Consider the following 20,763-nt stretch of genomic DNA (forward strand, 5'->3'; position numbering starts at 1 on the left):
TATGTTATTTCTATTTTGATCAATGGTTGAGTACAATCAGTTTCTTGGTTTTTGACTCATACCCACTGCCATCTGAAGCCACTTTGATACGATAGAGATAGATGCCTGTACGCAAGGTTCCACTACCTGTGGATAAATCCCACTTCACAGTATAAGGACCCGAATTGGAAACGCCCGTCTCTGTATGCTGCCAGAGTTTTCTTCCGGAAGTATCAAACACTTCGATGACGATATCCAAACTGCTCGCTATCCTATCATGCGTGATGATGAATGTGGTAGAATTCCGGGCTGGATTCTCGGTTACACCTGTATCAAACGATGGTTTCAGACTCCTCACCACATTGAAAGTCAACGTAGCGGTAGAACTATTGTTCAGTATGTCCCAGGCACGGAATTGGAGTTTATGCGGACCGGCTGCCAACTCAGGAATACTGTAATAGGTAGAGCCGCTCGTATAAGTTCCGAAATCGTAGGTGAAATTGTTATTCAGATTATACGTCTTGTTCGCATCACCGTCGATGATGAGCTGCAAATCATGCCCGATACCACTTCCTGCAGCATTGATTCCGTCCTTATCTTTCACCTCAGCCACAAAGAAAGGCGTAGGGTTCACGTTTCCACCATCCACGAAGGAAGGCGAATTGAGATAACAGTAGATAGACGGACCGATGGAGTCATTCTTTGCCAGTGCACTTCCACCCACATTGAATGCGTCGCTCGAACCATGAGCACGGATGGTCCTGTCATTGTTGATGGCATAGAGATTGACCAGTCCAGACTCATCCGTATAGTTGATGTCCTTAGGTACGGCAAACTGGAAAGAGAACTTGCCTCCCACTACGCTGTCAGAACCATTATAGAGAGTCTTGGTACGGTCGTAGAAAGTGAAAGCATCACTTGTGCCATCGTTCTGTCGGCAGGTAATCAGCTCCTTGGAATCTCTTACCGTAGCCGTCACCACACCGTTGAAAGCTTCATTTCCCTCAATATGTCCGTCGATTCTTGCCACCATTCCTGCTTTCAGCATAGCCTTGGCAGAAGCATCCGAAGTAGAAATGCCATTCACAGAATCTACCACTACTTTCAGTGTTGGCACATTCAACGGCATAGCCGGGTCGCCTAAGAGCGCATACTGCAAGCGGTTAGAAGTCAGGTCGCTCTCCTTGATTGGCTTACCTTCCACATCATAACCGATTACATTTCCCTTAACCAGGTCGTTCTGTGCCTGGCGATGCGCCTCACCGATAGTCAGCGGTTTTCCGTCCTTCGTACTCAGCACGCGGTAGAGAAAGGCACGGTTCATATATTTATTACGATTGGCATAAACCGTTCGGGTTGTTCCATAGAAAGCAACAGCTCCTCCATTCGGATTGAGCACAGCTGCTTCACCGATATTGTCTTCCACTCCATCATAAGGCATGACATCACAGGCTGCAGTCACCCAGAGAGGGAGGTTGGTATTCTTGAAATTGTTGAAATCCATCAGTTTCACCACCTGCTCGTGCGACAACTGACCAGCACTGGCGTGACCGGCATAGTCCATAATCAGGGCACCATTGGCCTGCTGCTCCTTGATGATACGTGTAACTTCAGGATAGGAATTGCCCACAGAAGAAGTGGTGCGCTGGTAAGCATCCCACATCACCTTCTTGATTTGAAAATCAGGATATTTGTCGGCAATATAGTTGGCCACTTCGTCGGCATCCTTCATGTGGAGGTTGTCATTACCGTCATCAGCCATAAACACCAATGTGTTCTGCCATGATCCCGCATTGGCATTTTCCATATAGTTGATGGTTTTATCCACCATAATCTTGGCTTCTTCTGGTGTTGAAACCGGAAATCTTCCTACCGCTACGTCCTGCTGTTGGGTGGTAGGAGAACCGCCGGCTCCCTCAGAGAGAATGCCCATCCAGCTGTCACTCACATAACAATAAATTTTATTGAGAGAGTTCTCGCTCTCAAAACAGAGAAGATAATCATCTGGATTTAGTCGCTTACAGTCGGAAGTCAGCATACGGTTGTCCCATACACAATCTCCGAAAAGCAGGAGATATTTCGGCATATCTGCCTCATTTCCTTCGGCTCTGTCTTGGAGCATGCGCAGATAACGTCGGTAAGCTCCTGCATCAGGTGTTCCACTGGAAAATTCATTATACAGTTCGTCAGCAGGCACCAAGTTGACTCTCAAGCCATTATGGGTTTCATGATAAGTCTTGAGCCTCTTTGCCTGCTTGAGCAGTTTCTGGGAAGTAGGGATGATGATCACCATGTCGGCCTGTGCATCAGCATGATGATCCTGATTGGTAATATTATAAACAAACTGCGCTGCTGGAATCTTTCCAGAGAATTCCGGCAATGCCTTCGGCGCATTCCACACCATAGCCACATAGTCGAGGCGCATGGTTCCGCCCGAAACATTCGTAATCGTAATCGTATCATTGCCGCCGATGGTCAGATTCTTGAGGGTGAAAATAGTCGAACCTTCCGCTCCAAAATCGTATTCCGAACTGGAAACTTGGGCATAAACCTTGCCTAAGGTCCTGCCGTTCAAAGCCACATCAGCCGTAGCAGAAGTACCCGTAGAGATGTTGACGGCCAATTTTCCGCCTGCATTTCCAGTAGTATTGGTAAAGACAATCTGCTCGCTGGCTCCCTGATTGAGCGCTTTGGAATCATAGAGATTTCTTCCACCAGAAAACCAAGCATAACCATCTACCTCATAGAGAGAATGATAGAAATCGCTGGAAGGATAAAATGAGTTCACAAAAGTAGCTGAATCCACGGTCTGCGGAGCCTCGTCGCTCTGTGTGATAAAATAATATCCGTAGTCAGAATAAGGATTACGAGTACGACGGGTGGCAGTATTGCTACTCCAGCTCACCGGACCTTTGGCATAGAAGTAATGCTTGCCATCTCTCACATACTGTGGCACTTCCTTCAGATCGTCATTGGCTAAGATTTCTGACGCATAGAGTGCCTCGTTCTGAAGATTCCCTCCATAACCAAACACTTTTACCTTATCAATATTAGAAAAACCAGCTTGTCGGATAACTTGGTCAGTAAGCCGATAAACACCACTCTCGCCTACTCTGATTTTCGCCCATCTGCCCGTAGCCAAAAGAGAATGAGCCGCATAATCCTTTTCTGTTTCAGAAGCACGGGTCAAAGTTCTTGCCTTCGCCATTGAACGACTGATAGGCTTGGCCTTGATGTCGAGCATGAAACTAACCAATATCTGATATTTGTTGTTGCGGAATACCAACGGACAAAAATTGACGAGGAGCGTTGCCTCGTTGCGACAAAGCGAAACCTGAGTCTCTACAGAAACCTGCGATGGAAGTGCCGCCCCCGAGAGACGATTGTAGTTGGCAATATCAGCAACGGTCATATCCACATATTCTGCATATTTGATCGTTGCTGTATAAATAGAATCCTGATAATGATTGGATAAAGGTTTGGAATACACAAATCTCGGCAACACGGAATCTACCCTGACCTCATCTGCGGTCAGGTTAAAGAACTGCTGCGCCTGCATAGGCAAGACAAGCATCAGCAATAGAATTGCTATCAAATATCTCCAAACCTTTGTAACCATATTTTTCAAATCACTTCTTACACAATTACTTACACATAAAGTCGAGCACCTTCCTGTCCTCTAAATATCCCTCCAGATGGTCGTCTATCTGTACAGGTCCACAACCCGTAGGGCAACCCGTATAGAGCAAGTCACCAGTCTTCAGCGTGAAATACTGACTGATATACGAGATAATTTCGTCCACCTTGTAGAGCATGTCACTGGAACAACCTTCCTGCACATTTTTTCCGTTCAAGTCGAGATGGAAATGAATAGCCTGTATATCTCTAAATTTCTGTACATCTACCCATTCACCGATAACGGCAGAACCATCAAATCCTTTCGCTAACTCCCAAGGCTGTCCTGCCTCTCTCAGTTTCTTCTGCATTTCTCTGGCTGTGAAGTCAATACCCACAGTCACAGCATCATAATAGCGGTGAGCGAAACGCTGCGGAATCGTCTTTCCCAACTTGCAGATGCGCACCACCAATTCAGTTTCATACTCGATGCGTCCCAGATGGTCTGGGATGAAGAAAGGCTTGCCATTATTGAGTAAGGCAGAGTCAGCCTTCGTGAAAATGACAGGACGCTCTGGTTTAGATAACGTACCATGGAGCGATTTATTGTGTTCGGCATAGTTCATGCCTATGGCAAATATCTTCATAATATCAATATTTTAAGAAAGAATAACCCCAAAAAGTAAAATTTTGAGGAAATTCCGAGAAATTCCTTGAATGAAATTCTGAGAAAACCTGCTATAAGATTCCGAGAAATTCAGCTATGAGATTCTCTCAAAAATTCCGATAAAAAGAAAGGGAGTTAGAAGTAAAGCTGAGCTTTATCTCCATAACTCCCGGATATTCTAATTTAACTATAAGTCAAATTATAGTTGTTGTTGTTGAGTCATCTTGTGATGATCCCATCCAGCTAAAAGCGTGGATTACTCAGCAACGAGTGTGAAACGCTTGTAAGCAGTGATCTTGAGATCCTTGCTCTGAGAAGCGAGGTACTGAGCAACAGTCTGCTTGTCGCCATCACCGAACTGGAACTCCTGGTCAACGAGGCAGTTCTCCTTGAAGAACTTAGCCAAACGACCATTAGCGATGTTCTGGATCATAGTTGGGTTCAAAGAAGCAGCCTTCTCCTCACCTACAGTCTTCTTGATGTTGCGAGCCTCTTCAGCCTGCTCAGGTGTCAACCAACCCTTCTTAGTGTTGCTCTCGATGTGATCCTCAGAGTCAACGTGAGCTGGGTTGATGCCAGCCTTCTTCAAAGCTGCGTTAACAGCCTTCTCTACGAGCTCTTCCTTAGTCTTAGCTACAGCTACCTCAAGCTCAGTCTTCTTAGTCTCCTCAGAAACAGAAGACTCGTCGAGAGCTACAGGGCGCATAGCAGCTACCTGCATAGCTACCTTGTGACCAGCCTCCTCGTTGTTCTCGTTGAGCTGAACCATAGTACACAAAGTGTGCTTGTTCATGTGGTCGTAAACCTCGATGTTATCACCTTCGAGTACATTGTAGCCATCGAGCTCCATCTTCTCGCCAGTGATACCAGAGCGATGAGTAACAGCAGCCTGAACATCAGACTCGCCGAGAGCCAAAGCCTTTACCTCATCGAGAGTGTGGCACTTAGCAGCGATAGCAGCGTCGAGGATATCAGATGTCAACTTGATGAAGTCAGCACCATTAGCAACGAAGTCAGTCTCACACTTGAGAGCGATGATAGCAGCGAAATCGTTAACCTTCTTAACGAGAACACAACCATTAGAAGTCTCACGGTCAGAACGCTTAGCAGCGATAGCGAGACCACGCTCACGGAGCAACTCCTTTGCCTTATCGAAATCACCTTCAGCCTCTGTAAGTGCCTTCTTAACGTCTGCAAGACCAGCACCAGTCATAGCGCGAAGTTTCTTGATATCTTCAATTGAAACAGCCATAATATTTTTTTATATTAAAAAGTTAATAAAAATCTTGCTTTAAAAGCTACTAAAGCCATCGAATCATAAACAGAATCAATGGCTCCAGTATATATTCTTCTACCTAATTACTCAGCAGCAGCCTCTTCCTTGCGTGCAGCCTTCTTCTTAGGCTGATCTTTCTGCTCAGCAGCAGCCTTATCGTCAGCCTTCTCAGCCTTACGCTCCTCAAGACCCTCAGCGATAGCACCGCAAACTGCAGAGAGGATTACCTCTACAGAATCCTTAGCATCGTCGTTAGCTGGGATAATGTAATCGATATTCTTAGGATCAGAGTTTGTATCTACGATACCGAATACAGGAATACCGAGACGGTTAGCCTCCTTCACTGCGATGTGCTCCTTCATTACGTCGATAACGAAGAGTGCGCTTGGAAGGCGAGTCAAGTCAGCGATAGAACCGAGGTTCTTCTCCAACTTAGCACGCTGGCGGCTTACCTGAAGCAACTCACGCTTTGAGAGGTTAGAGAATGTACCATCGTTCATCAACTTGTCGATGTTTGCCATTTTCTTCACAGCCTTACGAATTGTAGGGAAGTTAGTGAGCATACCACCTGGCCAACGCTCAATAACGTAAGGCATGTTAACTGAAGCAGCCTTCTCGGCTACTACATCCTTAGCTTGTTTTTTAGTAGCGACAAACAAAATCTTCTTGCCTGACTTGGCAATAGCCTTGAGAGCCTCTGCAGCATCGTCGATCTTAGCTACAGTCTTGTTGAGGTCGATAATATGAATACCGTTACGCTCCATGAAGATGTAAGGAGCCATTGCTGGATTCCACTTGCGACGGAGGTGTCCGAAGTGGCAACCTGCCTGAAGTAACTGGTCAAAATTTGTTCTTGACATTGTCTTTTCTTGTTTAATTGTTGTTTACTTTCTTTTTGAATTCTAATCTAGAATCAGTCGATGAGTAGTCCCCGATTAATGGAATCTCACCGATTTAGATACTAAACTTAGTTCAGCTATATATAACCAATATATATAATAATGTATAGTATTGATTAACGCTTGCTGAACTGGAAGCGACGACGAGCCTTTGGCTGACCTGGCTTCTTACGCTCTACAGCACGTGAATCACGTGTCATGAAGCCTGCATCCTTCAAAGCCTTCTTATCCTCTGCGTCGATCTTAACGAGAGCGCGAGCGATAGCGAGGCGGAGTGCCTGACTCTGACCGGTGAAACCACCACCGTCGAGGTTTGCCTTAATATCATACTTACCCTCAGCCTCGAGCAACTGCAATGGCTGCTTTACTACATAGCGAAGGATTGCTGATGGGAAATATGTCTCAATATCTTTCTTGTTGATTGTGATCTTACCGGTACCCTCTGTGAGGTAAACACGAGCTACAGCGCTCTTGCGGCGACCAATTGCATTAATTACTTCCATTCTACCTTAATTATTTATACTGGTTAATATCAATTGCCTTTGGCTGCTGAGCCTCATGCTTGTGCTCTGTGCCATCGTAAATGAAGAGGTTGTCCATCAAAGAACGGCCGAGAGGACCCTTTGGCAACATACCCTTGATAGCGTGACGAAGGATCTTATCCATACCGTCTGGACGCTTGCGCAACTCAGCTGGAGTGTTGAAGCGCTGACCACCAGGATAACCAGTGTAACGTGTGTAAATCTTATCAGTCTCTTTCTTACCAGAGAATACAGCCTTTGCTGCATTGATAATGATTACGTTGTCACCACAATCTACGTGTGGAGTGAAAGTTGGCTTGTACTTACCGCGGAGCAACTTTGCTACCTTTGAGCAAAGACGACCAACTACCTGGTCTGTTGCGTCGATTACAACCCACTCTTTCTTAGCTGTCTCCTTGTTTACGGAGATAGTCTTGAAACTTAATGTGTCCATTTTAAAATTTAAATTACTACTAAAAAACGTTTTTAATCTTTTTACTCACTATTTCGGACAGGTGATTCTCTAACCGCAAATCCCGGCCACAGGACATTGCTATTAACACACCAATCCAGGGGACTCTAAGTGTATCCCCGAAATAATCGGACTGCAAAATTACACATTTTTATTTAATTATGTGTAAGTTACGAGTTTTTAATCAAAACTTTTATAAATATTTAACTTAATTCGAACTATAAGACCGTTCGCGAATTCAACAAGCAAGCGCTACCCACGAAACGAGGTGGCTCGCTTCATCATCGAGGATTTTGAGAAGGCTGCCGGCATGAGTACTCTTACTCAGAATCCAGACTGGCCAGTTGATGCTGATGGCCCGGCAGATTATAAATACGATTGTGAATAGTATTTGGTTAAAACAAAGAAAGGGTGCATCGCAATTGCAATGCACCCTCTTTTTTTGTTTATAATCGAATCTTATCGATGAGATACACGAACCTTCACGGTATCATGACCTACCTTCACGATGTATGTGCCGGCTGGCAATAATGACAATGAAATGTTCTGAACATAATCGTCGGTTACAACACTATTTACTACCAACTTACCATCAGCAGCATAAACAGCTACCTTGTCGCCTGCATGAGCACCCACGATACGCAATGTGCTGCCAGCAATAGTAATCTTCAACTTATCGGCTGTTACACCATCGATGCCAGTAACAACAAGAGTCACCTTGTTAGAATACTGCTCACCCGTAACAGAATAAGCGGCTGCTACCTGATACTCAAGATAATTGCCAACAACAGAAGAATTATCTGTGTATGAATTACCAGAGATGAAGTCGTTGTTCAACTTGTCACCATTCAGATAAACATTGTAACCCAGGAAGGCATTCTTCTGAGAAGTTGCGCCCTGTGCCACATGAGCCACCTTCAATGGTGCAGCTGATACATTTGCCTTTGGCTTGAATGTGAGAACCTCAGCACCCTGCTTTCTTGCCTTCATTGAGCTGGCAGGAGAGTATGGACTCAAACCAACAGAAATGTTCCAGTTGGCATCGATATCAGCACCTGAATCCTCCATCGTACTCCATGAGATACCATCAGAAGAATAAAGGTCACCACGACCACTGCGAGCAGGGCCCTTATCGTAACCCAGAGGCACTGTAATCTGGTTGTGCTCTACATATACTGCCACACGGAGACTCTTGGTAGGGTCGATTGGGAGTGGCTCGTCAAGATGAATGGTATTGAAGGCATACTCCTTCAGGCTTGGAACAAACTGCTGGCGAACCAACGTATTGTTCTGATAAACCAATACATAGAGAGCATCTGGAACCTGATTGATGTAAACCTCTACATCGCTCAATGCCAGATGACCGTAATCCTTCAAGTCCTCTGCAAACCAGTTGACACCTGCGAAGAAGGCACCACCGTTAGGCTGACCGGCTGCATCGTAGCAGTTGCCATCGTGCCAACGCAAGTAGATAGGCTCACCCAGGGCAGGAGTCTGCCAGGTCAGGTTTCTGGTACCACCATTGTTCTCTACACGCAGAGAGGTTGGAGCCAGACTACCATTGTCATAATAGAGATCGAGGCTTACTGCATCACTCAACTCACTCTCTGCAGAGTTCTTGGTAACCAGTTTCACCTGATAATCATAATGACCAATCAAAAGGTTGTGATCTACGTAAGAGATGCCCTGTACCGGAGAAGCGGTAATCTTCTCGCCGTTGCGATAGATGTCGAATCCGTAGCAGTCGGTCTGAGGTGCCTCCTTGTAGAAGCTTACACCGTCGATATACTGGTCTGGATTACCCGCAGCCTTGGCCAAGCCGATGTACTCTGTACCCTCAGGCAACTCACACATCACATCCTGCCACTGCTCTGTGGTTGTCACAGTCTGCAGACGGATGAAGTTGTCACGGTGAGTACCACCTACAGAATAATAGATATCGAATGTACCATTACCCTTATGGTCATCAGCATTTCTTGCTGCAAGACGAACATACTTCATGCCCTCTGCCTTCACAACACCGAATGCCTCAGCCTTCTGAGCTGCAACAATCGACTTGCTGCCATCGAATGAGTAGTCAGAACTTACCATCCAGTTAGACTTGTAGCTCTCGCCCTCTGCACCGAATACCTCTGTATCATTGACAGAAGACTCGAATGAGTTGACTGAAGCAGCAGTCTTGTACATATCAGGATCCTTGAACGAGAGGAGCACGTTGTAGCCATAGGTTGACTGCACTGCCTGTACATTCTCAGGAACCTTAGCATCACCAGAAGCCACGATAGTAGCTGTGGCAACAGCCGACTTAGCCGAAGTAGTACCATCAATATAAACGGTCTCTACGCTGTAGTCGTAATTGCCCTCCTGACTCATGGTCTCCTGATAGAAACGACGAGTGAGCGGTTCGCCATTCAACTTTTCGCCATTGCGATATACATTGTAACCAGCCACCGTCTTCAAGCCGCCCATATCCAGAACGACGAACTTGGTAGCAGCACCCTGACGCTGCAGAGCGAGCAACATGTAAGTGATGCCCTCAGGAGATACGAACGAAGACATACCACCTGCCTTGTAAGAAGAGATGTTGTCAATCTCAAGATACTTGCCCATATCGAGCGAGCCTACACGCTCACCGCTTGCCATATCATAGATGCCGATGGTATAGGCATTCGCCTCATTGCCCTGCTCGAAAGCATAGAGCTTGCCATCGTAGTAAGCTGTGCCGGAAGCACCCTTCAGGACAGGACCTGTAGCCAACTTGCTACCATCCTTAGCCATGTAGATGCTGGTCTCCCAGTCACCGACCTCGAAGCCGCCCTTGCCGCCATCCAGTGTTGGGATGTAAGCCAAGTGGCGTGAGTACTCAGAGATATCGATGCTCTTCATCAACTTCATGGTAACAGGATTGATGACGTGCATCTTGGTGCTGTAGTCGCCTGCATAGAGATACTGACCATCGTAAGCCAGGTTACGGATACCGTCGATATCGCTTACCACGCAGCTCTTCACCTTCTTGCCATCCATAGAGAACACATCGATTCTACCATCCTCGTTATAGATAGAGGTATAGATGTACTTGCCGTCGGTAGCCACAGCCATAGAAGACTTCGCACCGTCGAATTCTCTTACGAACTCAGGCATAGCTGCATCGGTTGTTACAGGACGCTTAGCTACATCTGCAGGGATTGACATCTCAGAAACGGTAGGAGCATCCCAACGGAGTGAGATGTCGCGGTTGCGGGTTACAGTGGCATCCAGGTGATGAGGAGCCGTCTGGTTCTCGATGGCATAAGCCTCAACAGAAGTCTTGCCGCCAAACTCAGACTCACCGCCATCAGCATATACAGATGTTACCTGATAGCTGTAGGTACCTGCGTTAGAGAGAACGTCATCGAATGACTGACCAGCCACAGGAATGCTGTTCACCTTCACGCCATCACGATAGATGTTATAACCCACAGGGGTTTCCTCAGTATCGTTGCTGTTAGGAGCCACGTTTACGCGGATGTTCAAGTTACCGCTAATAGCCGACTCAGCTGCAGTAAACCAGTTCTTGCCATCCACAGAGAGCAGGTTACCCTTGCCATTCACTGCCTTGCTGTCGTCGAGACTCAGAGGATGTACATCCGCATCGTTCATGATCTGGAATGCGAAGATATAAGAATGTCCTGGCTTCAGGATAATATCCTTCTCCAATGGAATATCGGTGAATGAACCGTCATACTTGATTTCGCCTCTATATTTCTTGCTGTAGATAATCTTACCATCCTCATAGATACGAGGTGCAAGATAGGTAACTGTGTTAACCAACTGGATGGAAACAGAAGAAACCTTCTTGTTGCGGTAAGGAATATAATCTTCAGCATCCCACTTGGCACCTGCGAAGAAATAACCGCCTGAAGCCAGACCCAGCTCATCCTCGTGCTTGCCGGTAGCCCAGCTCATGGTATCACGATGGGCAGCCTCTAACAATGGAGAATCCCAGTTCAGGTGAACATTCTTGTTGTTCTTGATGCTTGAAGTGAGGTTGAGAGGAGCATAATACTGAGCACCCTCGCTGACGAAGGCTACTACAGAATCGCTCTTTGCCGACTCCTTGCCATTATAGACCGCTGTCACCTGATAAGAATACTTGCCGTAAACCAGCTTGGTATCCGTGAACTGCATCTCCTTCACTGGAGCAGCATTCACCTTCACGTGGTTGCGATATACATTATATCCATCTGCCACAGCTGCACCATTGCCCTTAGCCCATGTGAGGACGGCAGAGGCAGCCTTAGGCTCAGCCTTCAGGCTCAACGGACGTGGAGCAGAAGACTCAGATGTGGCATTCAGGTTGAAACTGATGGTCTGTGCTTCCAACTCTGGGTTGGTGAACAAAGTAGCTGTTGTAGCATAGCTGTCGCCCTTCTTTGCCTCCAGAGCATCGAGACCTACGTTGATTACCTGCTCTGCACCCGGCTCCAGCGTACCATGCTTAGGAGAGAGGTTGAGCCACTTGTTGGTCTCTGCCAGGGTATAGTTGAATACCAGGTTAGGACTCTGGTTGAGTATTCCCATCAGAACCAACTTGCCTGGAACTACATCCATAGAAGAGAACAGACCGCAGACATAGTTCTGACCAGTGGCCTGACCACCCAATACATAACCAGGAACATCGGTCAATACGTGCTTCACATTTGTCAATACACCCCTGGCGATGTCATACTGACGGAGCTGCAGCTTATCAAACTTATTTGAAGACTCGGCAGTCATATCAGACAACCAGAGGTATGGACCTCCAGGAGTTACGTTATCGTAGGCAGAACCATAGACAGCGATGTTGCCATCAGTAGTCAAGGCAGCCATCTTACGGATGAACTTACCCTTGCGGTCAACCAATCCGATGGTTGTAAAGGTACCAATCCAGAAGCCGTCGTAGGCTGGATCGTAGGTACAGTGGGTAATCTTCAAGTCGGAAACACCACCCACGGTGATGATATCCACGATGCGACGGTTGTCGAAATCGATTTTGAAGATACGGTTAGACCAGTCGCTGCCGTAGAAGTAGCGGCCGTCGAAGGCAAGGTCGTAGAGCTTGTAATACATCTCTGGGATAGAGAACTGCTCGATGAACTTACCGTTCTTGTCGTACTTCCAGAACTTACCCAACTCTACGGAAGAGGTGGTATAGTAGTACTCACCATCGAAGGCGATAGACCTCTGCAAGTCGCCGGAGGTGTTCCATGATGGCATGGTTTCCCAACGGTGAGAGATGTCGCCGGTGCCCTTGTTGGTATTCTCCTTGAGATACCAGATCAAAGGACCGTTACCCTCGTTCTTGATGGTGAAGTTCTTGGTGATGTTAGCCTCAGCCTCCAGGTCTGCACTCACGGTGTTGGCAGAAAGCGCTACCTTTGGAGCCTCCAAATTGGCTGTGAAGTTGTTGGTACCATCGGCCTTGACGGTCCATGTACCCTTATACTCGTTGTAGCCCTCACGGATGATACTTACGGTATAAGTACCCTCCTCTATCTGGTCGAGCTTGAGCACACCATTCTTATCGGTAGTCTCGCTGATTACAGCACCGTTATCGCCAGTCAGGGTAACAGGACATCTGGAGATGGTGCCAGATGGAGTCTTGACACTCAGCTGTCCCTTCGCCCAAACCGGGTTCCATACCTTCACATCGTCTACGTACCAATAGTTAATCCACTTGGCATCGTCGCCATGCGCACGGAAACGGATCTTGAACAGGTTATTGCTCAGATATTCACCGATAGGATAGGTATAAGTTGTCCAGTCGAAGCCACCAGAGTAGTTGTCGAATACATCGAGACCTTCCCAGGTCTTTCCGCCATCGCAGCTCAACTCTACCTCCATGTAGTCAACATTGGTCTGCTCACTGTTGCGGAGACGCAGGTTGAAACGCAGGTAGGTATTGTCCTTGTTTGGAGTATTCAGCTCGCGGCTCTCCAGTGCCTGGTTGTAATTGGTCAAAGCCGACCAGCTGTAGGTAGCGGATGGGTCAACCAATCCATACTCGTAGTAGTCGATAGACCACTTGCTCTCCTTGTTGTTGTCGAGGTTCACGGTAGTCCACTTGTCGGCATGGAGCGTCCAGTCGTCGAAGTCGTCCTCGAAAGGCAACAGGCGGATATCCGGAACGCTCACCTTCAGAGGTTCACTCTGGGCAGACTCCTGACCATTCTGATGAACGGCAGTCACCGTATAGGTAAAGTCAGCATAGTCTGGCACATTATCCGTGAAGCGTGCAGAATCCATAGGAGTCTCGTTCACCTTATTGCCGTCACGATAAACATTGAAGCCCACCACAGGGTTGGCAGCAGCCAGCTGTTTCTTGCTCCGGGTAGGGCGAATCTTGTTGGTTCCCACGAAGATGTCGTCGAGCATCATCATGAATCCACTCTCAGAAACGCAGTTGATGGTTACATACTTCGCCTCCTTAGGAATGTTATACTTCACGAGTGTCCAAGCCGCAGGCAGTTCCACGTATGGACCTTCGTTCACATACTTGAAGTCGGAAGGACGCTTGCCGGTGGTAGAATAACCTACGCGAACACGCTCAGCGGCAAAGTTGTCGCCCTCGATCTTGTAAGTGCGAGCCATGAAACTAAACTGGAAGTCCCGGTCGAAGTTCAACTCTGGCGAAATGATGTAGTCGTTGTTCTTATCGTCGATAGAACTGAAATCCACCAGCATCTTCTTGCCAGAATAAGGCTGAAAATTTGGATTCTCGTTCACCGCAGGAGAGGTTTCCCAAGGGTTCACGACCACGAAAGCCATCTTCTGACCCTGAGTTGGGAAGGTACAAGCCTGCCAGGTATAGGTATTGTTATTATCGGCGTCGATATACGACCAGCCCACGTTACCAGCTGAATTGATGGCAAAGTCCTGATGATTCTCGAAATCATCGAAGTAGCCATCGGTCTTTTCTGGTGAAATCCAGCTCAACTTCACCGTCTTGTCGTTCACACCCATCAGTTGGAGTCCGTAAGGCACACCTTCGGCATTGCCTTCCACCTTCATTTTGGTATAGCGAACGACAGGTGCCTTGCGAGACTGAGCCACGAAATTCTCCGATGGCTTCACCTTTTCGCCTTCACCCTTCTTTCCATCAGTCAGCGCATCCACCGAAGCCCATACAGCTCCGCAGGTCATTGCCGCCAACAAGATGGCAGAATATTTATAATGTTTCATAAATGTTCTATTTGATGCTATGAGTTATTATTAAAAAACTTGCACGATTATCTGATGATAATCTTGGTGCGATACGTCTTTCCCTCGCCCGATACGGCGATGACGGCAAAGCCTGTACCCGCAGGTGCCTGGAAGCTCATGCTACCAGAGTTAGCCACGCCAGAGAAGAGCTGTATGCCGGCTGCCGAAACACAGTTTACGGTGTAGCCTGGCTTGATGCCGTTCACCTGTACGTTGCCGCCGTTCACACTGAAGCTGATGCCAGAATCGCCTATCACGTCGGTGATGGCTGTGGAAGTGCTTGCCTGGTAGTAGGCAGGGACAGACTCGTCGTAGTAGAGGCCGTTCCAGCCGGATGATACCCATACACGGTACTTGCCCTCATCGTACTCGCCGTCTTCCTTGTTCTTGATAGGCACCGCTGTGGCATTTCCTACAGAACCGGCAGCCAACTTCTCGTATTCCTTGCCATCGTTGTAGATGAGGGTGAGGTACTTGATGCGTCCGTTTCTGCCACCATGCTTGAAGTTGAAGCGCAGCTGTCTGTACTTCTTGCCCTCCAGGTAGTCCTTGTACTGTTCTTCCTGACCCTCGGAGTCATACTCCTTCAGGCTGATTTTGGCACCTACGGCGGTCCATGTCTTGCCGTCCTGGGTTCCCTCCACGGAAAGTTCTGACGTACCGAGAGGACCGGATGTGGTGACGATGAAGTTGCAGCCCGTGATACCCTCTGGACAATCCTGTGTGGTGACGGAGCCGCTGCCACGGAACTCTACGGATCCTGTGCCCAATACCACGTTACCCTTCACGTTCTGGTATGAATCGATTGGCGTGAACTCAGACACGGAGTTGGTCTTCGTGGTCTCTCTTGCCAGACACAGATAGTAGTCTGTTGCACCAGCCACTGGCGACCATGATGCGGTGAGCATGTTGTCAGCAGTGCGCTCAAGCTTCACGTTCTGTGGCGTGTCGAGCTTCTGTGTCACCATCACGTCCCAGAGCCAGAGGTCGTTCTGCAACCTCTCTGAGCATACACGGAAGGCTACGTAGATGTCCTTGCCGACAAACTGGCTCAGATCTACCTCCTCCATGTGCTGTGCGCCGAAGTAATCGGCAAAAGAAAAACGCTTTACTACGTGGAAGTCGTTGATATCGTTAGTCTTGGTAGATACCAATACGTCCAGGTTCTCTACGCCGATAGCACCACCTTCTTGGGTTATTACGCCACGTGTGAAGAACAGGGTTCCCTTCTCCGGCACATGGATGCGGCGGCGACCGATGAGGTAGTCATCTGCGTCGTTCCAATAGTTGAGTGAGTAGTGGACAGCTCCCTGGTTTTCGTCCTGGAACCATGTGGTACCGTCGCCGTTGTTATCTACGATTTTCCAACCGTCAGGATTTCCGTCGCTCCACTGCTTGAAGTCTTGGTAGAATGGGGTGTTGAGCGTTACGTTGGCGTATGCCCACTCGGTAGTGAATGGAACCGGTGAACCATATACCATGCTGCCATCGCTCATTTTCATGTAAGAGCGTACGCTGTAGGTGGTTCCTGGCTGCAGGCTCTTGGCTGTGAAAGAAGCATTCTTGATATCTTCCACCTTTCCTGCTGCGCTCACGCCATCGCTGAGGGTTGGGTCGGCAGAAGCGCCTTCCTTCCAGCAGAAGCCTACCTCGTCCACATCTACCTTGTTGCTCTCGACGTTTGCCTTGAAGGTTGCCTGTGTATCGTAAATCTTCTCTGGCACAAGTGTCTTGATGAAGTTCCACTTGCTGGTACCGCCATTAACCTGGAACATCACGTTGCCGTCCTGCTCCATGATATTGGTGATAGGCACGTTAACCGGTTCCTTCGCCCAATTCAGGGAATTAGGTGTGGTGGTATCTGTGAAAGATGTATTGGCAGATTTACCTGGATAGGTATCGCCGCTACGGGTCACCTCGTTGTCGATGCCGTCGGCTGGCACGATATACATGCAGCGATGCTTGGCGCTGTTGTTTGGTCCGTTGATATCCCACCAGTCTTTCTTCATCTCATCGGTATAGTCGTAATGAGTGATGAGCAGACCATGACCTGGGATATACTTGTCCCAACCCGTCTGCTGGCGGTTTTCCAGGATGAACCACTCCATACCTGTACCTGGTGTACGGTCTGGCTGGCAGTTGATGAAGCGCGCCTTGTTGTCGGCGATGGCAGTGAGGGTAACATCCTCAGGGTTCTTCACCTCTACGATGTCCTCGCCTTCCTTCATCCAGCCCAGCTGCATACGCTCGAATGCCATCAGGCAAGGAGGAGTGCGGCTGTCGTTGTTGTAACTACCTGAAGCATAAAGGCTGTAGGCACCTGGGTCGATACCCTTACCATTGCTGGTATCATCGGTATCATACATATCCTTGAGACCCAGCACATGGCCGAACTCATGGGTGAAGGTTCCGATACCATCCATAGATGGAACTACAGGAGTACCAGGCATACCTACCAGCTCGGCAGAGCAGGAATAGTCGTGAATCAGCACGCCATCGATGGTGGTGTTGTCGTCCAGATACCAGCTGTGTGGCCAGATATCATCATCATTGGCAGTACTTGCCTCGCTATATCCGGCATAGATTACGTAGCAGTTGTCCATGATGCCATCGCCATCGTTATCAAACTGGCGGAAATCCATATCAGGATTGTTCTTCTTGGCGAGTTCCACAGCCTCCTTCACCATGTCGCGTGGGTTGGTATCAGTACCGTTGGTGTCGCTGCTGTTGCCACCATAGTAGGCTGTTGGCTTGGAAAGGGTGTATGGCCCCACTACCTTGAAGTTAGGGATAAACTGACCCATGGAATTGTCGCGGTAATAATCCTTCACGCTACCCGTACCACCGTTCTCGCTGTAGCCAGGCTGGTTCAGCCAGTGGTCGAAGTCCTGCTGGGTGTGGCGCAATACGCTATCCTGGAAGTTAACCAGGACCACCAGATACTGCGATTCCTTGACAGCAGCTTCGCCGCTTCGTGTTTCAACAGCATACTTGTGGGGAGCCACGATACGGCGGCTCAGGAACTTGTTAGGCGCCTTCTTCATGATAGGGGTTCCGCTCAAGATGTCGGCAGTGGCATCTTTCGCACTGATCAGTGACTCCAGGAGTTTCTTCTCCTTGTCGGAGCGCACATCCACATTGTGTGCTCTCTGCTTGGTCATCACTTTCTTCTGGGTTTTCTTGTCGTAATCCACGTAACAGAAATAACCCTTCTTGTCTTTGTTCAGGAGAAATCCATCCGTGGTAGTAACGAAGTGGAAATTCTCATCACCTTGTATTCTTACCAACAAGGTGGTGCCGTCAGGCTGCCGCATCATGATTGGATGGGGATATGCCTTGATAGCCCAAGTGGCTTGGGTATATCCCGCACACAATACGGAAGCCAAAAGCAGTCTTTTGAGACCTCTCATAGTTTTCTCGTTTTTTAATGTGTATTATTAATAAATGCTTAATTCTCTTCTCTTTTTCTGTTGTAACAACAGGCCTAAAGCAAGTGGCATTTTGACGAAAAAAGGGCGCAGGCGGAGTTTTTGTACCCCACTTGCACCTTTTTTATATTATATATGCGCCATCATGCTAAGACCCATTACTTCTTGATGACAACCTTCTTAGTCTTACCATTAGACTTGATGATATATACACCATTGCCAGAAATCTGGTCTACCTGAGTACCATCCATCTTGAAGATAGATACCTTGCTGTTGCCAGCTGCCTCGATGTTCCAGATGCCAGTTGCATCGTTATTCATCCATGTGAAGTCGGTAGCACCGTATGAATCAACAAACTGGAAGTAAACATCACCAGCTGCTTTCATCTCCTTGGTAAACTCATAAACGTAAGAGCCATCAGGCAGCTGTACGTAATTGGTTCTTACCTCCTCGGCATTGGCGCCATTCTTGGCATCCTCCAGACTGTTATAGAGGGCAGTCATCAAGTAACCGCTCAGACGGAAGGTGGTTGTACCAGCAGGGAGTGAAGCCTTCATCCATACAGGAGTACTGCGGGAAGCACCTGTAATTGTTACGGTCTTACCCTTGGTGATAACCAATGGATTGGTTACAGTTTCACCTGGCTCAGCCTCATGCTTGGTAAACTTGATCTTGCTACCGGTAACCTTACCTGCGATAACGCAGTGGATATAGAGCTTATCGCCCTTGCTAACGATAACCTTACCCTTATATACGGTGACTGAAACACTACCAAAGTTCTCAGTACCCATCATGGTAGTTCCGTATGGCTCCTCATTCTTGAAGATTTCGATGCGGTCGCTGCCACCATTATAGCCTTGGTCGCAGGCGAAGTCGAGAACACCATCCTCAGTTACGTTATACTGCAACCAGAGGTCAGCAGCACCTGCCTTGGTGAATGTATATTCATCATCCTCCATGACGATAGGGTTGGTGCGAGACTCACCGGCAGCGAACTCCTTCTCTTCCAGATACATGGTTGTACCCTGGGCTGCACCAGATACCTTAATCAGATAAGTGGTTCCGGCAGTAGCCTCGATAAAGAAGTCGGTACCCTTGTTGATGGCTGTGTATTCACCATCCCACTGGCCTGTACCTTTAGGGAAGCTGACGGTAACACCTGGTTCAACCTCCACATTGAGCTTGCCATTCTTGGTAGCTGTATATTTGAAGTATTCTGTGCCCTCTACGGTGATTTCGTTTTCACCCTCCACAGCTTCAGCTGGGTTTGTTGCAAGAGAACCCTTCTCTACATCCAGATATGAAACCTTGAATGCCAATGGATTATCCTCATTGGCTGTAACCTTCAGGATATAAGTAATCTCGTAAGACTGGCCACCAACGTAAGTCTTCAGCAAGCCATCCTTTACAGTAGCAGCACCATACTCGCCATTCTGCTGGTTGTAGAAGATGATAGAAGTAGCTGCATCGAAATTGGCATCAGTCTCAACCGTAACAAACTTCTCTGTGTTGGCAGGAACCGTGAGCTTATAATAATAGGTACCCTTGGCACTAGGCAAAGTCTTCTCTACAGGGAGTTCAGTCAATTCGAAGGCTGTATTCACAGTCTCACCTGGCTGGTAGGCCTGCATTTCTGCCTTGATTACATCCTCGGCAGCAGAATCCTGCAACTTGTTCACTACAATATAATAGGTAGTACCTGTATAAGGAATCTCAACGCGAACATTATAGGTACCAGGCTCAGAAGAAGCCGCTACCTGCTGATAGGTGATATTGTTCAAGTTGGAATATACCTTTACCTGACCGCCAGCAAGCACAGCATCGCTGGAGATGTTCAGATAACCCGTCTTGGTAGGAGTATAAGTAAAGTAGTAGTCGCCCTTCTCGGCAGGTACCTTGTTCTCACCCTCGTTCAAGGCGAATGGCATCTCAAGAGAACCAGCCTTCACCTCTACGAGCTTAGAGTTTGTAACGACACTACCCTGAAGATTCAGTGCGATGGTATAAGTCTTACCCTTCTCTACGCTCACTTTCAGTACATATCCGCCTGTAGCCTGATCATAGTTTGTAGAAGCATAATTACCATTCACATTGGCACCTGAAACATAGCTTGAGAAAGCGAGCTGAAGCTGCGCAGTCTTCTCTGCTGTATAGGTAACATAGGCAGTAGTGTTCTCATACTGAGCACCCAGCGGATTACCCAGGTACAACTCCTCACCTACCTTCAACTCGGCAGGATTCTCCTGAGAGAGACCCTTGCCATAAGAAGACATCTCAGACAAGTCGAGGTTGAAGCCCGACTCACCCATCATGTTCATAATGAAGTAATAGGTCTTACCCTTTTCCAAGGCATACGCTTTAGAAGGATACTTCAAGCCCGCACCACCCAGGGTGAGCGAGTCTGTTCCTTCTACTGATGTAAATACAGTAGGAACATTGCTTGATCCAGACAATGGAGATACCTTGGCAAGATAGTTCTTGTCTGCTGTAAACTTCCAATAAGTGTTCTTAGCCTCACTGCTCTCTACCTTGTAGGTATTCTCACCATTCTTGGCATCGAGAGCTGATTCAATTGATGTCTGTGCCATTGCTGCAGAAGAAAGGCACAATGCTGTCGCAAAAAGTAAAACTTTTCTCATACTTTCGACTTTTTAAATTATGATATTTAAATTTATTATTCGTAAC

9 protein-coding genes are annotated in these 20,763 nt (G+C 47.7%); all 9 read right to left on the minus strand.

What is annotated here, in order from left to right; translation table 11 throughout:
• Nucleotides 1-19: 19 nt before the first annotated feature.
• Nucleotides 20-3,598 (minus strand): type IX secretion system sortase PorU, encoded by a 3,579-nt coding sequence (gene porU, locus KUA50_RS10995; protein ID WP_218456116.1) that lies wholly within the window; start codon nt 3,596-3,598, stop codon nt 20-22.
• Between the two features lie 25 nt (nt 3,599-3,623).
• Nucleotides 3,624-4,241 (minus strand): fumarylacetoacetate hydrolase family protein, encoded by a 618-nt coding sequence (locus KUA50_RS11000; RefSeq protein ID WP_022109932.1) that lies wholly within the window; start codon nt 4,239-4,241, stop codon nt 3,624-3,626.
• A gap of 276 nt (nt 4,242-4,517) precedes the next feature.
• Nucleotides 4,518-5,513: a translation elongation factor Ts gene (tsf, locus tag KUA50_RS11005; RefSeq protein ID WP_218456115.1), complete on the minus strand. Its 996-nt coding sequence runs from the start codon at nt 5,511-5,513 to the stop codon at nt 4,518-4,520.
• A gap of 107 nt (nt 5,514-5,620) precedes the next feature.
• The gene (rpsB, locus tag KUA50_RS11010) at nt 5,621-6,397 is read right to left on the minus strand and encodes a 30S ribosomal protein S2 (protein WP_218456114.1); all 777 of its coding nucleotides are present in this window, start codon (nt 6,395-6,397) and stop codon (nt 5,621-5,623) included.
• Between the two features lie 155 nt (nt 6,398-6,552).
• Nucleotides 6,553-6,939, minus strand: coding sequence for a 30S ribosomal protein S9 (gene rpsI, locus KUA50_RS11015; protein ID WP_118117011.1), 387 nt, complete (start codon nt 6,937-6,939; stop codon nt 6,553-6,555).
• Between the two features lie 10 nt (nt 6,940-6,949).
• A complete protein-coding gene (rplM, locus tag KUA50_RS11020; RefSeq protein WP_118117010.1) occupies nt 6,950-7,411 on the minus strand; it encodes a 50S ribosomal protein L13 in 462 nt (153 codons plus the stop codon).
• Nucleotides 7,412-7,888: 477 nt separating this feature from the next.
• Nucleotides 7,889-14,629: a choice-of-anchor J domain-containing protein gene (locus KUA50_RS11025; protein ID WP_218456113.1), complete on the minus strand. Its 6,741-nt coding sequence runs from the start codon at nt 14,627-14,629 to the stop codon at nt 7,889-7,891.
• Between the two features lie 47 nt (nt 14,630-14,676).
• Nucleotides 14,677-18,060 carry a M6 family metalloprotease domain-containing protein gene (locus KUA50_RS11030; protein WP_218456112.1) on the minus strand — a complete coding sequence of 1,128 codons (3,384 nt, stop codon included), beginning with the start codon at nt 18,058-18,060 and terminating at the stop codon, nt 14,677-14,679.
• A gap of 176 nt (nt 18,061-18,236) precedes the next feature.
• Nucleotides 18,237-20,717: a hypothetical protein gene (locus tag KUA50_RS11035; protein WP_218456111.1), complete on the minus strand. Its 2,481-nt coding sequence runs from the start codon at nt 20,715-20,717 to the stop codon at nt 18,237-18,239.
• Nucleotides 20,718-20,763 lie beyond the last annotated feature (46 nt).

Origin of the sequence: Segatella hominis, assembly GCF_019249725.2 — a bacterium.
GTDB lineage: Bacteria > Bacteroidota > Bacteroidia > Bacteroidales > Bacteroidaceae > Prevotella.